17 protein-coding genes and 2 pseudogenes are annotated in these 18,752 nt (G+C 40.1%); 5 read left to right on the top strand and 14 right to left on the bottom strand.

Features of this window, described 5'->3' with window-relative positions; all coding sequences use genetic code 11:
- Window positions 1-5: 5 nt before the first annotated feature.
- A pseudogene (gene tnpA, locus QM867_RS02570) lies at window positions 6-392 on the top strand (IS200/IS605 family transposase); the annotation flags it as partial.
- 272 nt (window positions 393-664) lie between these two features.
- Window positions 665-940 (top strand): annotated as a pseudogene (locus tag QM867_RS02565) (IS3 family transposase); the annotation flags it as partial.
- A gap of 755 nt (window positions 941-1,695) precedes the next feature.
- On the opposite strand, the gene QM867_RS02560 reads toward QM867_RS02565, so the two are convergent.
- The 4 genes from QM867_RS02560 to QM867_RS02545 form a co-directional block, all read right to left on the bottom strand.
- Window positions 1,696-2,199, bottom strand: coding sequence for a phosphatase PAP2 family protein (locus tag QM867_RS02560; RefSeq protein WP_414315091.1), 504 nt, complete (start codon window positions 2,197-2,199; stop codon window positions 1,696-1,698).
- A 97-nt stretch (window positions 2,200-2,296) separates the two neighbouring features.
- Window positions 2,297-4,057, bottom strand: a complete 1,761-nt coding sequence (locus QM867_RS02555) for an ABC transporter ATP-binding protein (RefSeq protein WP_414315090.1) — start codon at window positions 4,055-4,057, stop codon at window positions 2,297-2,299.
- Window positions 4,047-5,816 (bottom strand): ABC transporter ATP-binding protein, encoded by a 1,770-nt coding sequence (locus QM867_RS02550; protein WP_414315089.1) that lies wholly within the window; start codon window positions 5,814-5,816, stop codon window positions 4,047-4,049. The genes QM867_RS02555 and QM867_RS02550 overlap by 11 nt, the downstream gene beginning before the upstream one ends.
- A complete protein-coding gene (locus tag QM867_RS02545; RefSeq protein WP_414315088.1) occupies window positions 5,800-6,261 on the bottom strand; it encodes a MarR family winged helix-turn-helix transcriptional regulator in 462 nt (153 codons plus the stop codon). The genes QM867_RS02550 and QM867_RS02545 overlap by 17 nt, the downstream gene beginning before the upstream one ends.
- Window positions 6,262-6,458: 197 nt before the next feature.
- Between QM867_RS02545 and QM867_RS02540 the strand changes: the two genes are divergently transcribed.
- Window positions 6,459-7,124 (top strand): hypothetical protein, encoded by a 666-nt coding sequence (locus tag QM867_RS02540; RefSeq protein WP_414315087.1) that lies wholly within the window; start codon window positions 6,459-6,461, stop codon window positions 7,122-7,124.
- Window positions 7,125-7,319: 195 nt separating this feature from the next.
- Here the strand turns inward: QM867_RS02540 and QM867_RS02535 are convergent, their stop codons facing one another.
- Window positions 7,320-8,036: a YebC/PmpR family DNA-binding transcriptional regulator gene (locus QM867_RS02535; protein WP_301392122.1), complete on the bottom strand. Its 717-nt coding sequence runs from the start codon at window positions 8,034-8,036 to the stop codon at window positions 7,320-7,322.
- A 96-nt stretch (window positions 8,037-8,132) separates the two neighbouring features.
- On the bottom strand, window positions 8,133-9,503 hold the full coding sequence (locus QM867_RS02530) for an MATE family efflux transporter (RefSeq protein WP_414315086.1): 1,371 nt from the start codon (window positions 9,501-9,503) through the stop codon (window positions 8,133-8,135).
- A 108-nt stretch (window positions 9,504-9,611) separates the two neighbouring features.
- Between QM867_RS02530 and QM867_RS02525 the strand changes: the two genes are divergently transcribed.
- Window positions 9,612-10,166: a GNAT family N-acetyltransferase gene (locus QM867_RS02525; RefSeq protein ID WP_414315085.1), complete on the top strand. Its 555-nt coding sequence runs from the start codon at window positions 9,612-9,614 to the stop codon at window positions 10,164-10,166.
- Window positions 10,167-10,755: 589 nt separating this feature from the next.
- On the opposite strand, the gene QM867_RS02520 is transcribed toward QM867_RS02525, so the two are convergent.
- The 7 genes from QM867_RS02520 to QM867_RS02490 form a co-directional block, all read right to left on the bottom strand.
- Window positions 10,756-10,950 carry a PspC domain-containing protein gene (locus QM867_RS02520; protein ID WP_371607899.1) on the bottom strand — a complete coding sequence of 65 codons (195 nt, stop codon included), beginning with the start codon at window positions 10,948-10,950 and terminating at the stop codon, window positions 10,756-10,758.
- Between the two features lie 171 nt (window positions 10,951-11,121).
- Window positions 11,122-12,276 carry a recombinase RecA gene (gene recA, locus QM867_RS02515; protein WP_001085523.1) on the bottom strand — a complete coding sequence of 385 codons (1,155 nt, stop codon included), beginning with the start codon at window positions 12,274-12,276 and terminating at the stop codon, window positions 11,122-11,124.
- A gap of 41 nt (window positions 12,277-12,317) precedes the next feature.
- On the bottom strand, window positions 12,318-13,586 hold the full coding sequence (locus tag QM867_RS02510; protein ID WP_371607900.1) for a competence/damage-inducible protein A: 1,269 nt from the start codon (window positions 13,584-13,586) through the stop codon (window positions 12,318-12,320).
- Window positions 13,587-13,665: 79 nt separating this feature from the next.
- Window positions 13,666-14,685 carry a biofilm formation/cell division transcriptional regulator BrpA gene (gene brpA / locus QM867_RS02505; RefSeq protein WP_153224558.1) on the bottom strand — a complete coding sequence of 340 codons (1,020 nt, stop codon included), beginning with the start codon at window positions 14,683-14,685 and terminating at the stop codon, window positions 13,666-13,668.
- Between the two features lie 4 nt (window positions 14,686-14,689).
- On the bottom strand, window positions 14,690-15,211 hold the full coding sequence (locus tag QM867_RS02500) for a GNAT family N-acetyltransferase (protein WP_153224559.1): 522 nt from the start codon (window positions 15,209-15,211) through the stop codon (window positions 14,690-14,692).
- Complete coding sequence (tsaE, locus tag QM867_RS02495; protein ID WP_007555495.1) at window positions 15,201-15,644, bottom strand: tRNA (adenosine(37)-N6)-threonylcarbamoyltransferase complex ATPase subunit type 1 TsaE; 444 nt, start codon at window positions 15,642-15,644, stop codon at window positions 15,201-15,203. The genes QM867_RS02500 and tsaE overlap by 11 nt, the downstream gene beginning before the upstream one ends.
- Before the next feature lie 86 nt (window positions 15,645-15,730).
- A complete protein-coding gene (locus tag QM867_RS02490) occupies window positions 15,731-17,152 on the bottom strand; it encodes an NCS2 family permease (protein WP_075232344.1) in 1,422 nt (473 codons plus the stop codon).
- 196 nt (window positions 17,153-17,348) lie between these two features.
- On the opposite strand from QM867_RS02490, the gene QM867_RS02485 reads away from it, so the two are divergent.
- Window positions 17,349-18,161 (top strand): Cof-type HAD-IIB family hydrolase, encoded by an 813-nt coding sequence (locus tag QM867_RS02485; RefSeq protein ID WP_414273109.1) that lies wholly within the window; start codon window positions 17,349-17,351, stop codon window positions 18,159-18,161.
- A gap of 128 nt (window positions 18,162-18,289) precedes the next feature.
- Here the strand turns inward: QM867_RS02485 and QM867_RS02480 are convergent, their stop codons facing one another.
- Window positions 18,290-18,745 carry an SP_0198 family lipoprotein gene (locus tag QM867_RS02480; RefSeq protein WP_414273137.1) on the bottom strand — a complete coding sequence of 152 codons (456 nt, stop codon included), beginning with the start codon at window positions 18,743-18,745 and terminating at the stop codon, window positions 18,290-18,292.
- Window positions 18,746-18,752 lie beyond the last annotated feature (7 nt).

Genomic DNA, 18,752 nt, shown 5'->3' with positions numbered 1-18,752 from the left:
AAAATATGGCACAAAAGGCTCATAGTTTATCGCACACAAAGTGGCACTGTAAGTATCACATTGTGTTCACCCCTAAGTATAGACGAAAAGTCATCTATAATCAATATCGGAGTAGTTTAGGCGAAATATTTCATCGCTTGTGTAGTTATAAAGGTATTGAAATTATCGAAGGCCATTTAATGCTAGATCATGTTCACATGTTGGTAAGCATTCCACCTAGAATTAGCGTTGCAAGTTTCATGGGATATTTAAAAGGTAAGAGTTCACTCATGATGTTTGACAAACACGCAAATCTCAAGTATAAGTTTGGTAATCGACATTTCTGGGCGGAAGGTTACTATGTGAGTACAGTAGGGCTAAATGAAACTACAATTAAGAAATATATTCAAGATTAAAGAAATTATCCAGTGGATGATTTCTTCACGAGTATGAAAATTTGAGAACGAGTAAAGCATGATATAGCACTAGATAAATTGAGTGTAAAAGAATATGAGAATCCCTTTAGGGATAGTGGTAAGTAATACAAAAGCCTCTTTGAGAGGCAAGTGACGAGTCAAGAGCAGTAAGGCTTGAACAAAGTGAAAGCCAGCGTCTTTAGGCGCTGGCTGGTAATTTGGGCTTATAGCCCCGGTACAAACCACCCGTTAGACGGGTGGTTATGATTATGAAATTAACTTATAAAGATAAGGTTCAGATCTATGAACTTAGAAAGCAAGGTCAAAGCTTCAAACAACTTTCAAAAAGATTTGATGTGGATGTTTCTGGTCTAAAGTGCATGGTGAAATTAATTGACCGTTATGGAATAGAAATCGTCAAAAAGGGGAAAAATCGTTATTATTCCCCTGAATTAAAGCAAGAAATGATTGATAAAGTCCTACTTGAAGGTCTTTCACGAAAAAGAGTATCTTTAGATTATGCTCTACCCAAAATCGGCAAAATTGTTTACGCCATATGATTGTAACACCTTATCAAAAAAATCACTAGGTAAGGTGTTGGTTTTGTATAGAATTTTTACACTAAACTTTAATTCAAAAAAGACAATTTCCTTAGTTTGACTATGGAACTCAAACTATTTTTTATCAAATACCTTGATATGTGGGTGGTTGATTTCATCTATAGAGTAACATAAATCTCAAAAAATAGGGTGAAAAAACCTTTATTTGTGATGCAAAAAATAGAAGATAGGATAGAGGATCACTTTGATAACCTCAATCCTATCTCCTATTCAAATGGTTAGTTCACTAACTTATGACATTGACTCTACAGTATGCTCTTTTTAAAAGTTATTAGTCATATTTACGTTTAAGACCGATTACTCCTAGAGCATAAGTAATACCCGCCATAATCACACCTAACACATTTACTTCAGCACTAGTATTTGATCATACTTTCTTAGTTGAAGTAGGAGTGTTTGGAATTTCTTAAGCAGTTGCTTTTTGGTATTCTGCCTTAATGTCAGCAACTGGTTCTTCATTGGTTTTTTTACTTTTACAATTTCTTGATTATTTCCTTCTTTTCAGCTATTTTCTTATCAAGTGTTTCTACTTGTTTAGCTTCATCTGCATAAGTTGTTCCATAGTTCATTGCTAATGTTACTGCGACCATACCAAGAATGTTCCCACAAATTCCATGTTGTTTGAATTTACGGCTTGACCCGTAAGTGGTTACGAGGCCAAGCTCACTTGCTTTGCTTTTTTACAAAATAAAGAAAAGAATTCCCCAGAGGAGTCCACAGGCATAGCCTGCTAGAACATCCTTGGGATAATGAACGCCACCCAAGACTCGGACCAGACCGAGAAGAGCTGACAAGACCAATAAAATCAAGCCCACAGGCAGATTTGCGTGCAGACAAGCCATGGAAATGATGGTGGCTGAAAAGACATGGCGACTGGGCATTGAATTGCCAGAACTGTCCTTATCTAGTAGCGGAATAATTTCCCAAGTCTCATAAGGACGCGGTTGATTGATCCACTTGCGAATAAGCGTCAATAGGAGAAAGCCTAAAGCTGGAACTAAGATATAGGTGGCAAATTCTTTCCCCAATCCCTTGCTCATAAAGCTTGTCCCCAACAAAGTCAAGTAGGCTAAGGGCATCAGAACTGTCATCATGCGATTAAAAACTCGCATCAATTGTAATAGCTGTGGATGTTGAAGGAAACTTGATTTCCTTTTATCATACCATTCTTGATAGTTTTTCATGTATTTCTCGGTATTCCTATTCTTTTCACAAGAAGCCTACTAGCTTCTCCTACTCTAGTATAGTGTAGAAAAAGAAGGCCGTCAAGCCTTCTGAGGTTTATTCTTCTACTTGGTCTTCTGTAAATTGACTATTGTAGAGGTCAGCGTAGAAACCACCTTGAGCCATAAGCTCTTCATGATTGCCTTGCTCAATGATATTTCCATCTTTCATGACCAAAATCAAGTCCGCATTACGGATAGTTGACAAGCGATGGGCGATGACAAAGGATGTGCGTCCTTCCATCAAACGATCCATGGCTTTCTGAATCAACTCCTCTGTACGTGTATCGACTGAAGATGTCGCTTCATCAAGAATCAAGAGTGGAGAATCTTTGAGAAGGGCACGAGCGATGGTCAAGAGCTGTTTCTGCCCGACTGACAAGGTCACTGTATCATCCAAAACAGTATCGTAGCCATCTGGTAAGGTTGTGATAAAGTGGTGGATTCCTACTGCTTTGGCAGCTTCAATCACGCGCTCTTCACTAATCCCAGCTTGATTATAAATGAGATTGTCACGAATGGTTCCTTCAAAGAGCCAGGTATCCTGTAAGACCATTGAAAAGGCATCGTGTACTTCTGAGCGCTTCATAGCCTTGGTATCCACACCATCAATGCGAATACTTCCCTTATCAATCTCATAGAATTTCATCAAGAGGTTAACAATGGTCGTCTTCCCAGCTCCAGTTGGTCCAACAATAGCAACCTTTTGACCTGCATGAGCTGTCGCAGAAAAGTCATGAATGATCGTTCGCTCCGGTGTGTAGCCAAATGAAACTCTGTCGAAGATTACTTCACCCTTCATGTTGGTCAATTGTCTTTCCTTATGAGATTCATCTTCCATTTCCTCTTCACCTAGAAATTCGAAGACACGAGTCATGGCTGCACTAGCTTGTTGTAAGCTGGTAATTCCTTGGGCAATCTGTGATAAGGGTTGCGAGAAGGTTCGAACATAAACCATGAAGGCTACAATAATCCCGATACTGATATACCCTTCAAGAGCCAAGGCAGCACCGACGATAATGACTAGAACATAACTAAAGTTGCCTACAAAGACCATGGCAGGCATCATAATTCCAGAGATAAACTGAGATTTCCAAATGCTATCATGTAGATTCTGATTCAATCCTGCAAATGTTTCTTTTGTTGGTTCCACAGCATTATAGCTGGTCACCACATTGTGGCCAGAGTACATTTCTTCCACATAGCCATTTACAGCTGCTAGGTTATTTTGTTGAGCTTTAAAGTAGCCCTGCGACTTGGCCATAATTACGGAAACCGCCGTAAATCCAACAAGTGTTGAAACAACGGTTACCAGAGCCAAAATCCAGTTCATACCAAACATGGTAATCAAAACAGCAATCAGTAAAAAGCTAGCTGAAAGAACTGTCCCAAGGCTTTGGTTAAGAGACTGAGCTGCTGTATCAACGTCATTAGTCACACGAGAAAGGGTGTCCCCTTGAGAATGACGGTCAAAATAAGCAAGTGGCAAACGATTGATTTTCTCAGCAATAGCTGTCCGCAAACGTTTTGAGAAATGTTGGATACTAGTTGAAAAAATGTAGGCTTGCGTATAGTTCAGGATAATCCCAATCACATAGAGGATAACCAAAAAACTAGCAATACTTGAGACAGCCTCTAGGTCAATCTCTGTCATTAACCCATCTGAAATCAAATTGGTAATTTCTTTGATCTTAGTTGGTCCATAAACCGTGATAATACTTGAACAGATAGCCGCCACAACTGCGATTAGTAGGGGAAGTTGGAGACCTACTAGAAAAGGTCTACACTGTTTCCATAAGGACATTTTCTTATTTTCCATGTTCCAATTCCTCCTTCGATAGTTGTGAATAGGCAATTTCTTGGTAAACTTCATTGTTTGCAAGAAGTTCCTTGTGGGTGCCTTGTCCCACGACTTTACCTTGATCCAAGACTAAGATCAGATCTGCATCCATAATGGTTGAAATGCGTTGAGCAACGATTAACTTGGTCATGGATTGTGTTTTTTCAGCTAATACTTGACGCAAGATACGATCGGTCTTGTAGTCCAAGGCTGAGAATGAATCATCAAAAATGAGAATCTCTGGTTTACGAGCCAAGGCGCGTGCAATGGCCAAACGTTGTCTCTGTCCACCTGAGAAATTGGTCCCACCTTGAGCCACTTCTGAGTCAAGACCAGCTTCCTTATCCTCTATAAAGTTTTTAGACTGGGCCAATTCCAGAGCTTGCCACATGGCCGTCTCACTTAGTGGCGTTTCTTGACTCTTACCAAAGTCGAGATTGCCCTTAACATCTCCAGAAAAGAGCACAGCTTTTTGAGGGATATAGCCAACTTTATTACGCAAATCTTCTAAGTCATAATTCTGAACATTGACGCCGTCTACTAGAATTTCTCCCTCTGACACATCATAAAAACGGGGTAAGAGGTTCACAAGCGTAGATTTACCAGAACCAGTTGAACCGATAAAGGCAATGGTTTGCCCTGCTTCTGCCTTGAAGCTGACATGTTCCACTACTGCTTCTGAGTTTTTAGAGTAGCGGAAGGTTACATCACGGTATTCCACTTGACCAATTACAGAAGAGTTTGCTGTCTGTGGGTGACTAGGATTTTCAATAGTGGAATGAAGGTCCAAGACTCGATTGATACGACCTGCAGAAACCAAGGTACGAGGCAAGACGATAAAGAGAGCACCCATGAGTAAGAAGCCCATTACCACTTGCATAGCATAGGACATGAAGACCACCATATCGCTAAAGAGTGGTAGACGCTCTGTCAAACTAGCGTCGTTGATGAGATAAGCACCAATCCAGTAAATGGCAAGGACCAAGCCACTAGAAATCGCCATCATAATAGGATTCATAATGGCCATTAAGCGACTGACAAAGAGATTGATTCGTGTGACTTCATCATTGGCTTCTTCAAATTTCTTATCTTGGTATTCCTCAGCATTGTATGCACGAACAACCCGAATCCCTGTCAAGCTTTCACGAGTAATACTGTTCAGTTTATCTGTCAATTTTTGAATGATAGATTGTTTAGGAAAGGCCAAAGTCATCAAGACAGTTGTCATCAGAACATTGACAATGACTGCCACCACTACTGCCCAAATCCAGTATTCAGACTTGCCAAGGATTTTACCAATGGCCCAAAGCGCCATGATAGGACCACGAGTGACCACTTGGAGTCCCATGGTAAAGAGCATCTGAATCTGCGTGATATCATTAGTCGTCCGAGTCAATAGACTGGGAATTGAAAAACGTTTAATTTCTGTCTGGGAGTAATCCAAAACACGATTAAAAATATCGCTTCGTAGATGAGCCGTATAGGATGCTGCAACTCGAGCGGCAAAAAAACCAACTGTTACAGATGATAGGAAGGCTAAGAATGACAAACCCATCATCTTAGTTGCTGGCGACCAAAGGTCTCCCAACTCCGTACCTGGCGTTCCGAGTAATTCTGTTATTTTTGAAACGTAAGTCGGTACTTCTAACTCTAGATAGACCGAGCAACAGGTAAAGAGAACAGTTATTAGAATCATGCCCCACTCTTTTCCTGTGATACGCTTAGCGAGTTTCTTCATTCTTACCTCCTATTTTTTCTACATTTGCTTGTAGTTGGCCCATGACTTCTTCAAAAATAGCGAGATTCTCTTCGGAAATGCCATCAAGCAAACTACGGTTCATTCGATCAAAGAATGATTTGATTTGTTTCATCTGAGAGCGTGATTTTTCGGTCAAATGAACAAATTTCGCCCGTTTATCACTTGGACTCACCTCCAACTCTACCAAACCATTTTGCACCATACGCTTGACCAAATTACTAGCAACTGACTTGGTAATATTGAGTTCTTGTTCAATATCCTTGATAAGTGTTAATTCTTGTTCATGCTCACGACGTTCTAAAAAACGAATGACCTGCCCTTGCGGACCACCCATAAATTCAATACCACAACGCTTGGCTTCCTTTTGTACCAGTAGATGTAACTGGTGACCAAAACGTTTAAAGACCAACATCGGTTTATCCATGCTTTCTCCCTTCTAAATAAAAATAGTTCTCTTGAGAACAATTAAGTTTCCATGAGAACTATTTTATCATTTTCGGAAAAGATGTCAAGAAAAAAGTTTCCTTGAGAACTATTCAAATGAGAATTGACAACAGTTAATAATTTCTCTATAATAGGCACTAACTTGTCTGACTACACTAGATACGGGAGAACTTTCAAATGAAACAAGAAGAGTATAAAACCTTAGGAATCCTTGCTGTCATTTTTGGAGCTGGTGCTCTTTTCAGCTCTTGGATACCAATTATCAATAGTCTATCCTTTCTCCTAGGATTTGTTGCCTTGATCTTAGGAGTCATCGGTATTGGCCTCAATCTCCAAAATCAAAAAACATTAGCTATGATAGGTTCAAGTTTTGGCCTCATTTCCATTATCATTGTACTGATAAGCCAATTGCTATTCACTCCTATCTTCGCTGATTTTATAAGAGGCTATCGCAGCTCTTCTAATTATCTCATGGAAGAACCAACAAATGAAGATTGGCCAAATAGTATCATTGATGAATACGAAAATGAAGAGGAAGAAGAGATCTTTACCTGGACCCAAGACCAGTTTGATGCCTTAATAGAGGGAGACCCATCCAACCAAGGGCAAGGAGGTACCAACTACAGTGATATTATCAGAGAACATGGAATTCCAGATTCTGAGTCAGAATCAAATCTTGATAATCAAGAAACAAAAAGAATCTCCTATCTATCCCTTGGTTCACCTAGTAAGGCAGTTGTTTTAACCTTTGCAAAACAGGAAAATGGTCAATTTCTTCTGATTCATAAATTTTCAATAGGTCTGGAATCACAAAAACAACATGATACTGGTATCAGAATCTAACATAAAATAAAAAGAGAGTGGGACAGAAATCGGTAATTCGTTAGAATTCGATTTCGTCGTCCCACCTCCGCACAGTTGAGTCGGGCTGTAAAAGCTGATGAAATCAGCGTAGTAGAGCCCACTCAACCACTGCGTCTTGCTCGAAAATCCAAAGACAATTAAGAGGCTAGGACTTTTGTCCCAGCCTCTTTTGTATTAGAACCCATCTACGTTTGTGTAGATTTTTTGTACGTCTTCATCATCTTCAAGGACTCCGTAGAGTTTTTCAAATGTTTCCAAATCTTCACCTGACAACTCAACTTCTGATTGAGGAATCATTTCCAATTCAGTTACTTGGAATTCTTCAATACCAGACTCACGCAAAGCCACGATAGCCTTGTGAAGGTCAGTTGGTGCAGTGTAGACAGTGATTGTTCCTTCTTCTGCTTCTACATCATCTACATCAACATCTGCTTCAAGCAAGAGTTCAAAAATAGCATCAGCATCGTCACCTGCAAATACGATAACACCCTTGTTGTCAAAGAGATAAGATACAGAACCTGAAGCTCCCATATTTCCGCCGTTTTTACCAAAGGCAGCACGCACGTTGGCAGCTGTACGGTTAACGTTTGAAGTCAAAGTATCAACAATCAACATAGAACCATTTGGTCCGAACCCTTCGTAACGGCCTTCTGTAAAGGTTTCGTCTGTGTTTCCTTTTGCTTTATCGATAGCCTTATCAATAACGTGTTTTGGCACTTGCGCTTGTTTGGCACGATCGACAACGAATTTCAAAGCAGTGTTTAATTCTGGATCTGGTTCACCTTTTTTAGCTGCTACATAGATTTCTACACCAAATTTTGCATATACTTTAGAGTTAGCTCCATCTTTAGCTGTTTTCTTAGCTACGATATTGGCCCATTTACGTCCCATTAGGAATCTCCTTTTTTCACATTTTAATCTTTCTTATTATAACACAAGTCTATCCGATTTTCACTAGAGGAAACGGATTTTCTTTTGCAAATCCAGCTAGGATTTCACTCCACTCAGCAAGAGCTTCTTGCCCTCCTTTATCCAAGGGTGCTTGAAGAGCGAGAAGTAAAGTTGGATGGTCATAGCTAGCCAGATCAGGGGTTCGCAAAAAATAACACCTAAATAGCCAGACCAAGGAATAATCCAAGCAACAAAAGCAATCTTTCCTATGAGCTCAATAAAACTAGATACCAAAGGAAGGAGCTTTTGCCCTAAACCTTGCAAGCAATTCCGATAAATCAGCAAGAGACTCAAGATGGGATAAAAAGTAGAACTGATGCGCAGATATAAGGTGCCATTTTCTACCAAATAAGAGTCTATCGAGCTTGCCAGGAAGGAGACCAAGACAGGACTGGCAAAGAATAGGAAAATACAAACAAAGGCTGCCCAAGCCATACTGATATAACTCCCTAGTCGAAGACCGTGGACAATGCGATCTGGACGTTTTGCACCAAAGTTTTGAGAGATAAAAGTCGTCATCGATGCTGAGATAGCCGTCATTGGCAATAAGGCAAAAGCCATGATTCGGCGTGCTGCTGTCTGAGCACTGATAATGACTGCTCCAAAACTATTGACAGAGGATTGCAAAATAACACTTCCGACAGAGACGATTGAACCCATCAAGCCCATGGCTAGCCCCTGCTCTAAGAGATCGACATAGAGGGCCTTATTCCATTTAAAATCCTTCAACCTAGGAAGGAGCTCTGGAACACTCTTTCGGATATAGAAATAACAAAGGATAGCTGACAAACCCTGGGATATAATGGTTGCAAGACCTGCAGACTGAACTCCCAACTGCAATTGTGTAATAAAATACAAATCCAGAATGACATTAACGATGGCTGAGAAAATAAGAAAACCAAGCGCAGCAAGGCTATCACCAACAGAGCGTAGCAAACCTGCAAAAAGATTATAAGCAAAGCTCACTCCCACACAGCTAACAATCATGGAGATATATTCATAGGACTGAGGGAGAATTTCTGCAGGTGTTTCTAGGTACTGTAAGAGTGGATAAAGACCAAAAAAGCCCATCATCATGACAAGCACACTCAATATAATCCCTAAAATCCAAGTTGCTGCGACAGCTTCCTTAATCTTCTCAAAATTACGAGCGCCGTAGAGACGTGCAATAACAACACCCATCCCATTTCCAACACCGAGGGCAAAGCCGATAATCAAATCAAAAATGGCTGTCGTTGCTCCGACTGCCGCCAAGGAATCTTGCCCTAAAAAACGCCCAACAATCAAAATATCAGCCGTATTATAAAGTTGCTGAAAGATATTGGACAGTAGAATCGGTAATGCAAAACTAATTAGCGCGGGAAGGATGGGACCATGAATCAGGTCCACCGTTGATTTTTTATTCATAAGGCTATTATATCAGCTTTCTAGTAGGGGAACAAGGGAGTTTGGATAAGAAAGCGTTGCCTAGTTACAAACAATCTGGTATAATCGTGACAGAAAAGGAGAGTATGTATGAGCTTAACCAGCCAGTTAATTACAGATGCATTCCCAGACCTTGAAAAAGTCGACCAATTAAACAAGGAAGCCTTTCCTGAAGAAGAACGCGTCTCTTTGGAAGAATTTTTAAGTTACCAGGATAGAGATGATGCCCACTTTTTCGCTTTCTATAACGAGGAAGAATTTGTCGGCTTCGCTTTTGCCATTTCCAACCAAAAAGCATTCTACATTAGCTTCTTTGCTATTATGCCTCATCTCCGTAGTCATGGCTACGGGAGAGAAATCATTGAAAAACTCATTGATTTTTACCAACGTACCATGATTCTTGAAGTGGAGCGGTTGGACGAAGATTGTGATAACCTCGAACAACGAAAAGCCCGCATGGACTTCTACCTACAAAATGGTTTTAAAACTGCCAATGCTTTTTTGGAGTACGAAGGTCTTAGTTTTGAGATTCTATATCGTGGCGACCACTTTGATGAAGAAGCCTATCGGAATATCTTCCAAAAATTGCAAGAAGAGAATTACTTCGACTTTCGCATCGAGTACCGTCGCTTTAGCGAACACTAATCTATACTGCAGTCTTGAACTTCCCAGTAAGAAACTGCAAATTTCTCTACAATGAATACCCAATCACCTGCACTACAGGTGATTTTTTTGTGATTCCGAAATCAAATAGCAGAAAGTTTTGCTAAATCCATCAAAATATAGTAGATTGAATCTAGAATAGTGCATTACGACTGCTAAAAATATTCCTAGAAATAAGTTTGACTTTCCTAATCGAATTGTTCATCCCTTATTTGAATCTACTATAGTATTTTCTATTCAATCTGCTACACAACAAAATTATAGTAGATTGAATCTATAATAGTACATCACGACTGCTAAAAATATTTCTAGAAATAAGTTTGATTTTTCTAATCGAATTGTTCATCCCTTATTTGAATCTACTATAGTGTTTTCTATTCAATCTGCTACACAACAAAATTATAGTAGATTGAATCTAGAATAGTACGCTACGAATTCTAAAATATTTCTAGAAATAAGTTTGACTTTCCTAATCGAATTGTTCATCCCTTATTTCAATCCACTATAAATAAGGCTGAAACAATTTTGTTTCAGCCTTATCTTGATTTCTCTTATAAAAATGTCACTAAGTTTACGCTTTTGTTCCAGCTTCTGGCATGATGAGCCAGAGAATGAGATAGGCAAGAATTCCTGATCCACCTAGTAGTGTGAAGAGAATCCAAAGCCCACGAACAAGTGTTGCATCAATATCTAAATAGTCAGCAAGCCCTGCACAAACACCAGCAATTTTTTTCTCTTGAACATTGCGAACTAAACGTTTTTCCATACCAACAATCTCCTTGGTATTACTTTTATTTTCAATTTATTTTATCATCAAATCTTTTGCAATAGTCTTCCTCATTTTTACTGTGAAAATCTGTCATTCCTGCTCTCATAACCTTGTTTCTTTATTCTCATATAGCAAAAAAAGTGGGGATTCCTCCGCCACTTTTACTTTTTAATCTTCAATTTCGATTTCAAGATCATCGCCAAGGTCAAGAGTCACTTCTTGATTAGCTACTTCTGATTCCACAGGTGCAACTTTTTCATCAGCTACCGCATCATCTTCAATCAAGCCAAACTTGACACGAACTTGGTGGTCAATCTCGTCAAAGACTTCTGGGTGATCCGCCAAGTATTTCTTAGCATTTTCAGAACCTTGACCGATCTTTTCGTCTTTATAAGAGTACCATGCTCCTGCCTTCTTGATGATGTCAAGATCACTTGCAATCTTCAAGAGCTCACCAGTTCTTGAAATTCCTTCACCATACATGATTTCAACAAAGGCTTCTTTAAATGGTGGAGCCACCTTGTTTTTAACAACCTTAATCTTGGTTTCCTTACCTACGCTAGTATCTTTTTGGTCACCAGTTCCCTTGATTTGTGTGCTTCCACGAACATCTAAACGGACAGAAGCGTAGAATTTAAGAGCACGTCCACCAGGAGTTGTCTCTGGATTACCAAACATAACTCCTACTTTTTCACGCAATTGGTTGATAAAGATAGCAATTGTCTTAGTCTTATTAATAGAAGCTCCGAGTTTACGCATAGCCTGGCTCATCATACGAGCTTGAAGACCAACGTGGCTATCTCCGATATCTCCATCGATTTCTGCACGAGGTACAAGGGCAGCAACTGAGTCGATAACAACAAGATCAACTGCACCTGAGTCAATCAATTTCCCAGCAATTTCAAGACCTTGCTCCCCTGAGTCTGGTTGTGACAAGAGCAATTCATCGATATTAACACCAAGCGCTGCTGCATAGGCTGGGTCAAGCGCGTGCTCCGCATCGATAAAGGCAGCAATTCCGCCTTCTTTTTGGGCTTGCGCTACAGCGTGAAGGGCTACTGTTGTCTTACCAGATGATTCTGGACCGTAGATTTCGATGATACGTCCCTTTGGATAACCACCTGATCCGAGTGCGATATCAAGAGCCAAAGAACCTGAGCTCATCACTTGGACCTTTTGCTCTGCACGTTCACCCAAGCGCATGATTGATCCCTTACCGAAATCTTTTTCAATCAATTTAAGGGCATCGTTTAGGGCTTTTTCACGATCAGCACCAAATTTTTTGCCAATTTCGTCTAATTTTTTTGTTGGTTTTTTCGCCATTTTATTCTCCTGTATTCTAATAGTCCTTAGACCTTCTTCTATTATAACAAATCTCCAGCACTTAATAAAGCTTTGCGAACTAGGTTAAAAGCATGTAAGACTGCAATTTCTCGCACATCTGCACGACTTCTACCTGCGATATTGGCCTGGATAACTTCTGTCCCCGAAGCTTGCGCCAAAGCGATAAAGACTGTACCTGCTGGTTGACCTTCTAGGCTATCTGGTCCAGCCACTCCTGTCAAACTAATGCCAAAATCTGACTGAGTCTTGATTCGCGCCTGTTCAGCCATTTTTTCAGCAGTAAAGGCTGAGACGACTCCGTGTTTTTCCAATTCAGCATTTGGAATATCAAGCATCTTAGCTTTTTCTTCAAGGCTATAGGTCACAAAACCACCTTTAAAGATAGCAGATACACCTGAGAAATCAGCCAAAGTAGCTTGAAAAAGACCTGCAGTCAAGCTTTCTGCTGCAGTGATAGTTTTCTTTTGCTTTTTCAACTCTTCTACTACCAGGCTAGCCAAACTGGTTTCTTCCCCATAGCCATAGCAAATTTCTCGAAGTGAAACACCCTCAAAGGTTTCTCTTTCAAGGATTTTTTGTTCTAAAGTATCTAGAACACGATCCGCTTCTTCTTGACTCTTAGCCTTGGTCGATAAGCGAAGCGTCACTTCCCCAGTTTTAGCATAAGGTGCCAAGGTTGGATCCGTCTGTTGGTCAATCAAATCTGATAGAATGGTCACTAGCTGGCTCTCACCAATCCCAAAGAAACGTAGCACACGTGAATAGAGCTTAGATCCTGTTGTCAATCTTGGAAGCAACTCATTTAAGACCATAGGTTTCAATTCACTTGGAGGTCCTGGTAGAACAACGTAGGTTACCCCAGCCACCTCGATCATACCACCGACTGCCAGTCCTGTTTCGTTTGGTAATGGAGTTGAACCTTGAACAATCTGAGCTTGGCGCTCGTTGTTAGGAGTACGAGCATAGTCTGGTCGATGAGCAAAAAAGTCATCTAGCTTAGCCTGAGCCTGAGGATCAAAAGTCAAGTCGCGTCCCAAAAATTGGGCCAAAGTTTGCTTGGTCAAATCATCTTCCGTCGGTCCCAAGCCACCTGTTAAAATGACTAGACTACTGCGATTCTGAGCAATTTCTAACAAGGATAAGAGACGAGCCTCGTTATCTCCTACAGCTGTCTGAAAATAGACATCTACACCGATTTCAGCCAATTTTTCAGACAAGAATTGCGCATTGGTATTGACAATCTGACCTGTCAAAATCTCTGTTCCAACAGCTATAATTTCTGCTTTCATTTTTTCCTCCTACTTACCTATTCGGATTTCTTTGAAAAAATCGCAGGATAATTCCTACGATTTGATGGATAGTTTCTTGTTATTCTGACTCCTCAGAAGATGGTGGCAAGTGGCCAAAAAGATTCTCGTACAAGACTATATTGGTCTCCAAATTCGTAACCTCTGGTTGTCCGAGCGAACGGCGTAAAAGATTTTGCATCTCTAGTATATGCTCACCAGAAACGATTTGGTAAGAAATCCCGTCAATCATTTCACCTTCACCACGTAATTGTTGGGTTTCGATATTTTTAAAGGAATCTTGATAACCCATCAACTGAGGAATGGTTGTCGTTGTAATCTCGATATTTGTCTGCATGTTGTCACTAAGAGCCTTCAGAATCTCTTGGTAGTGACTCACACTGTTCAAACTAAGAATTTTCTCGACAACCTTTTGAATCACTTCACGCTGGCGTTTTTGACGACCATAGTCCCCTTCAGGATCCTGATAACGCATGCGTGAATAAACAAGGGCTTCTTCACCATTGAGGGTTTGCTCACCGACTCCAATCGAAATCGTATTAAAAGGTTCCTGATCTTGAATAGAAATTGGGAAGCCGAGAGTGTTGTTGACTGTAATACCACCTACAGCATCAACCATTCTTTGAAGGCCATGCATATTGACCATCACATAACGGTCGATATGAATATTCATCATCTTTTGAATCGTTGAAATAGACAACTCTGCTCCGCCATCAGCATAGGCAGCATTGAGTTTCGCTTCTCTAACACTACCATCTGGTTGCTGGATTTGTGTGAGAATATCACGCTCCAAACTCATCATGACCGTCTTCTTAGTTTTAGGATTCACTGTCACTAAGATCATTGAATCACTATTCCCAGCCCATGGGTCTGTACGTTCAACATTTCCTGTATCCACGCCCATAAGCAAAATCGTCAGAGGTTCGGTCGCTTCAATGACCTTGGTTTCTTCACCGATTTTTTTATAGGTTTTAGCTAAAGTTTGCGTACTTTGCTGATAAATTGTATAGGCATAGGCACCTACACCTAGCACAGTCACAAGGACCAAACCCAAAAACATTCCAATTATTTTTTTTACCATACTCTTATTCGTCTATCAGTTGACCCATTAGGTAAACATCTAGAAACTCTCCTCCTTCTATACAAGCACCACGTTCCTGTAATCCTTCTATGATAAAGCCCATTTTTTCATACAGATGCACCGCGGCAAGATTTCTTTTTTGAACTGTCAATTGTAACCGTCGAATACTACCACTTGATTTGGCCCATTCAATAGTTTCTTCCATCAAGATACTACCGAGACCATTTCCCCAGTAAGCTTTTTTTATTCCTAAAAAAACATCTCCAATATGACTGACTCGCGGACGTTGATCAGCTGTTGTATTGATGATTCCTACTAACTCATCATTCAAAAAAGCGAGTAGGGTAATTTGATTATCCGACTGGGCCTGCTTATCCAAAAAATGTTGCATCTCAGACTCACTCATTGCAATCCCATTTTCATCCAGACTGGTAAAATTAGACTCTTGACCAATTTGATCTAAGAGAGCAATGACCGCTGAAGCATCCTGGATTTCCGCTTCACGGATTAAAAGATCATACTCCATCCGTCAATCCTTTCAAAAGTTCTGTCGCTCTTTGGCCATGAGCATGAAAGACGATTTCTCGGCCCTCATCTTTTTTAAGGATTTCTAACTCCAGATAATCTGATGGAAGATTTTCCCCCAATAGATGTCCCCACTCAATAACCGTTACACCTGAACCAAAAAGAAATTCATCCAAGTCGATAGAATCTGCATCCCCTTCAATACGATAAACATCTAAGTGATATAAGGGTAGACGTCCTTCATATTCTCTAACAATGGTATAAGTAGGACTCTTAATCATTTGATGAATGCCTAATCCCTTAGCCAGACCCTTTGTTAGCGTTGTTTTCCCAGCACCTAATTCACCAGTCAAAATCAACACATCATTTTTTTCTAACAAGTGCCCTAGCTTTTCCCCAAGTGCAACCAACTCATCTTCATTTTTTGTGTACATGTAATTATTATACCAAAAAGTTTTATTTTGTGATATTTCCATCAACAAAAAAAGAGGAGACTCCCCTCTTTTTTTAGTTTTTGTCATTAGTTAAGAGCCATACTGATGTAGTTCAAGATAAACAAGGCATCCAAAATCCAAATCATGACATGCACATCTTTCACTTGACCTTTGACAACCTTCGTCAAAGTATAAGTTAAGAAACCAACGGCAATCCCTTGTGTGATTGAGTAGCTGAATCCCATAAAGATAGATGTGAAGAAAGCTGGAACAGCTTCAGCCATATCATCCCAAGGGATATTTTTCAAGTTAGAAAGCATCATAATTCCGACAATGATCAAAATTGGTGCAGTTGCAGCTGTTGGAACAATTGCTAGAAGTGGGCTAAAGAAGCTTGATAGGGCAAAACAGATGGCAACAACCAAAGCTGTCAAACCAGTACGTCCACCAGCACCTATACCAGCTGCAGACTCAACATAAGTTGTAACGTTTGAAGTACCTGCAATAGCACCTACTGAAGTTGCCACCAAGTCAGAGTAAAGAGCCTTATCCAATTTAGCTGACTCATGGTTTTCACCACTTGTTGCAATGATACCAACTTTTTCACCAGTACCGATAAGAGTACCGATAGTATCAAAAATATCTGTCAATGAGAAAGCAAGAATGGCCATCAAGGTTTCTGGCAAACGAGAAGTGTTTGAAATCAGAGATCCCAATCCTTCTGAACCAAGAGCAGCACCAAACAAGGTTCCTAGGTCATTAACGGCTGATGAAAGATTATTGCTTGCAAAGTCAATCCCTGACACATTAACAAGACCAACCGCAATGGCAAGAACAGTCGTTGTTAAAATAGAAAGGATGATACCACCTTTGATCCCCTTAACAACGAAGAAGATAGTAATGGCAATACCTGCAAGAGCTACCAAGACAGCTGGAGTGTTGAAGTCTACCAATCCTGGAACAGCTGCTGAGTTTGCAGTAAGTGCTGCTTGAGCCTTATCTGCTCCTTCACCTGCTACTGTATAGGTACCTGGGTCAATCGAGAATTTCAAGAGACCAGCATTCTTAATCCCAACATAAGCAAGGAAAACCCCAATACCAGCTGAAATCGCTGAACGAAGAGTTGTAGGAATAGATTCGATGATCATTTTACGAACATTGGTCAATGTAATAATCAATGAAATAATCCCACAGATGAAGACCATTCCAAGAGCTTCTTGCCATTTATAACCCATCCCAAATACGACGGTAAATGTGAAGAAGGCATTTAGTCCCATACCTGGAGCTTGCGCATATGGCAAGTTAGCATAGAAGGCCATCATCAAAGTTCCCACAACAGAACCGATGATTGTTGCCAAGAATACACCTTGAACAGGCATTCCTGTTTGTGAAAGCATTTGAGGGTTTACAAAGAGAATATAACTCATTGCAAAGAAAGTTGTTAAACCAGCAAGAACCTCTGTACGGACGTCTGTCCCGTGCTCTTTTAGTTTAAATAGTTTGTCCATTTTTAATCTCCTTTGTCATTTTACGAACAATATGACTATTATACCATCAATCATTCATATTTTCAAGATGTTTTTACTGAATCATAAAAATCTTATCCGATACTTTTCTCCTTCTTTTTACTTATTATCAGCTTTTCTAGTCACTTTCTGATATAATAGAAAACATCTTATCTGAAACTAGATTCGGGAGGATTTTATGACTAAAAAAATGATTGCCGTCGATTTGGACGGTACCCTACTCAACTCTGAAAGCAAACTTTCTGACTTTACTATTGAAACGATTAAGAAAATCTCAAAAAAAGGCCACCAAGTTGTTATCGCAACTGGTCGCCCTTACCGTATGGCCAAAGATTTTTATGATCAACTTGAACTTGAAACCCCTATGATCAACTTCAACGGTTCACTCACTCATATGCCTGGTAAGGTTTGGGAGCATGAAAAATGCCTGACTGTTGATAAAAAATATCTCTTAGATATGGTTCAACGAAAAGAGAAGATTGAGGCAGACTTTATCGCAAGTGAATACCGTAAAAAGTTCTACATTACGGCTCCAGACAAGGAGATTGCCGACCCTAAATTATTTGGTGTTGAAAACTTTCGCCCTGAAAATCAATTCCAGTCTAACTTAGTCACCAAGGACCCTAACTGCATTTTATTGCAGACTCGTGCAAGTGACAAATATGCTCTTGCAGAAGAGATGAACAGCTTTTACAAGCACCAACTCAATATTAATACTTGGGGTGGTCCTTTGAACATTCTCGAATGTACTCCCAAAGGAGTTCACAAGGCCTTTGCCCTTGAATATCTTCTCACGGTCATGAATATAGACAAACAGAATTTGATTGCCTTTGGTGACGAACACAATGACCAAGAGATGCTTTCTTTTGCAGGTAAAGGCTATGCCATGAAAAATGCTAATCCTGCTCTGTTACCTTTCGCAGACGAGCAATTACCATTGACCAATGAAGAAGATGGCGTCGCTCAGTTTTTACAAGAACGATTTCTTTAATTTCACTCATTCTATACTTTTGTGGTAGACATTAGCTACCTTAAAAGTATGGAATTTTTTTGAGCTCAAAGTCAACGAAAAAGGATTTGAATCCGTCTTTTACAGATCCAAATCCCTACAAATGATGTCTATTTCTTTAAAACGATACGATCAGAAACGTCGCGGGCCATGTCATCGATAATAATCTGGTTCTCTTCTGCCACATAAATCTTGATATCGTCTCCAATAAAGACTCTCTGATTTTCTGGTTCGAAGGTCACCTTCTTAACCTCTTGATCTCCGTTCGCTTCAACTTCTGTCCACGTTCCGGTATTTCCAGTGACTATAAGAGTAATGCTATCTCCCTCGTCTTGGCCCTTGTAGGTCCCATCTATATTAGTAGTTGTGTCAGTCTTTGCACTAGTAGTAGAACTAGAAGCACTGGTTTCTGATACTTGACTAGTGCTCGCTTCAGAGCTAGTGCTTGCTTGGGATGAAGGTGTCGACTTAGTTGTTGACGAACAAGCAACTAAAAGACTAAGACTTGCTACAGTAGCAAGAGAAAGTGTAATTTTTTTAGTGACATAATGTCTCCTTTCTTTCAGGAGATAA

Source organism: Streptococcus infantis, from assembly GCF_047463635.1.
Classification (GTDB): domain Bacteria; phylum Bacillota; class Bacilli; order Lactobacillales; family Streptococcaceae; genus Streptococcus; species Streptococcus infantis_W.
This window is presented reverse-complemented; position numbering and strand designations above follow the sequence as displayed.

Bases quoted from the DNA above. Each gene is read 5' to 3' on its own strand.
- QM867_RS02560 (WP_414315091.1), bottom strand. From the start codon at position 2,199: ATGAAAAACTATCAAGAATGGTATGATAAAAGGAAATCAAGTTTCCTT.
- QM867_RS02555 (WP_414315090.1), bottom strand. From the start codon at position 4,057: ATGGAAAATAAGAAAATGTCCTTATGGAAACAGTGTAGACCTTTTCTA.
- QM867_RS02550 (WP_414315089.1), bottom strand. From the start codon at position 5,816: ATGAAGAAACTCGCTAAGCGTATCACAGGAAAAGAGTGGGGCATGATT.
- QM867_RS02545 (WP_414315088.1), bottom strand. From the start codon at position 6,261: ATGGATAAACCGATGTTGGTCTTTAAACGTTTTGGTCACCAGTTACAT.
- QM867_RS02540 (WP_414315087.1), top strand. From the start codon at position 6,459: ATGAAACAAGAAGAGTATAAAACCTTAGGAATCCTTGCTGTCATTTTT.
- QM867_RS02535 (WP_301392122.1), bottom strand. From the start codon at position 8,036: ATGGGACGTAAATGGGCCAATATCGTAGCTAAGAAAACAGCTAAAGAT.
- QM867_RS02530 (WP_414315086.1), bottom strand. From the start codon at position 9,503: ATGAATAAAAAATCAACGGTGGACCTGATTCATGGTCCCATCCTTCCC.
- QM867_RS02525 (WP_414315085.1), top strand. From the start codon at position 9,612: ATGAGCTTAACCAGCCAGTTAATTACAGATGCATTCCCAGACCTTGAA.
- QM867_RS02520 (WP_371607899.1), bottom strand. From the start codon at position 10,950: ATGGAAAAACGTTTAGTTCGCAATGTTCAAGAGAAAAAAATTGCTGGT.
- recA (WP_001085523.1), bottom strand. From the start codon at position 12,276: ATGGCGAAAAAACCAACAAAAAAATTAGACGAAATTGGCAAAAAATTT.
- QM867_RS02510 (WP_371607900.1), bottom strand. From the start codon at position 13,586: ATGAAAGCAGAAATTATAGCTGTTGGAACAGAGATTTTGACAGGTCAG.
- brpA (WP_153224558.1), bottom strand. From the start codon at position 14,685: ATGGTAAAAAAAATAATTGGAATGTTTTTGGGTTTGGTCCTTGTGACT.
- QM867_RS02500 (WP_153224559.1), bottom strand. From the start codon at position 15,211: ATGGAGTATGATCTTTTAATCCGTGAAGCGGAAATCCAGGATGCTTCA.
- tsaE (WP_007555495.1), bottom strand. From the start codon at position 15,644: ATGTACACAAAAAATGAAGATGAGTTGGTTGCACTTGGGGAAAAGCTA.
- QM867_RS02490 (WP_075232344.1), bottom strand. From the start codon at position 17,152: ATGGACAAACTATTTAAACTAAAAGAGCACGGGACAGACGTCCGTACA.
- QM867_RS02485 (WP_414273109.1), top strand. From the start codon at position 17,349: ATGACTAAAAAAATGATTGCCGTCGATTTGGACGGTACCCTACTCAAC.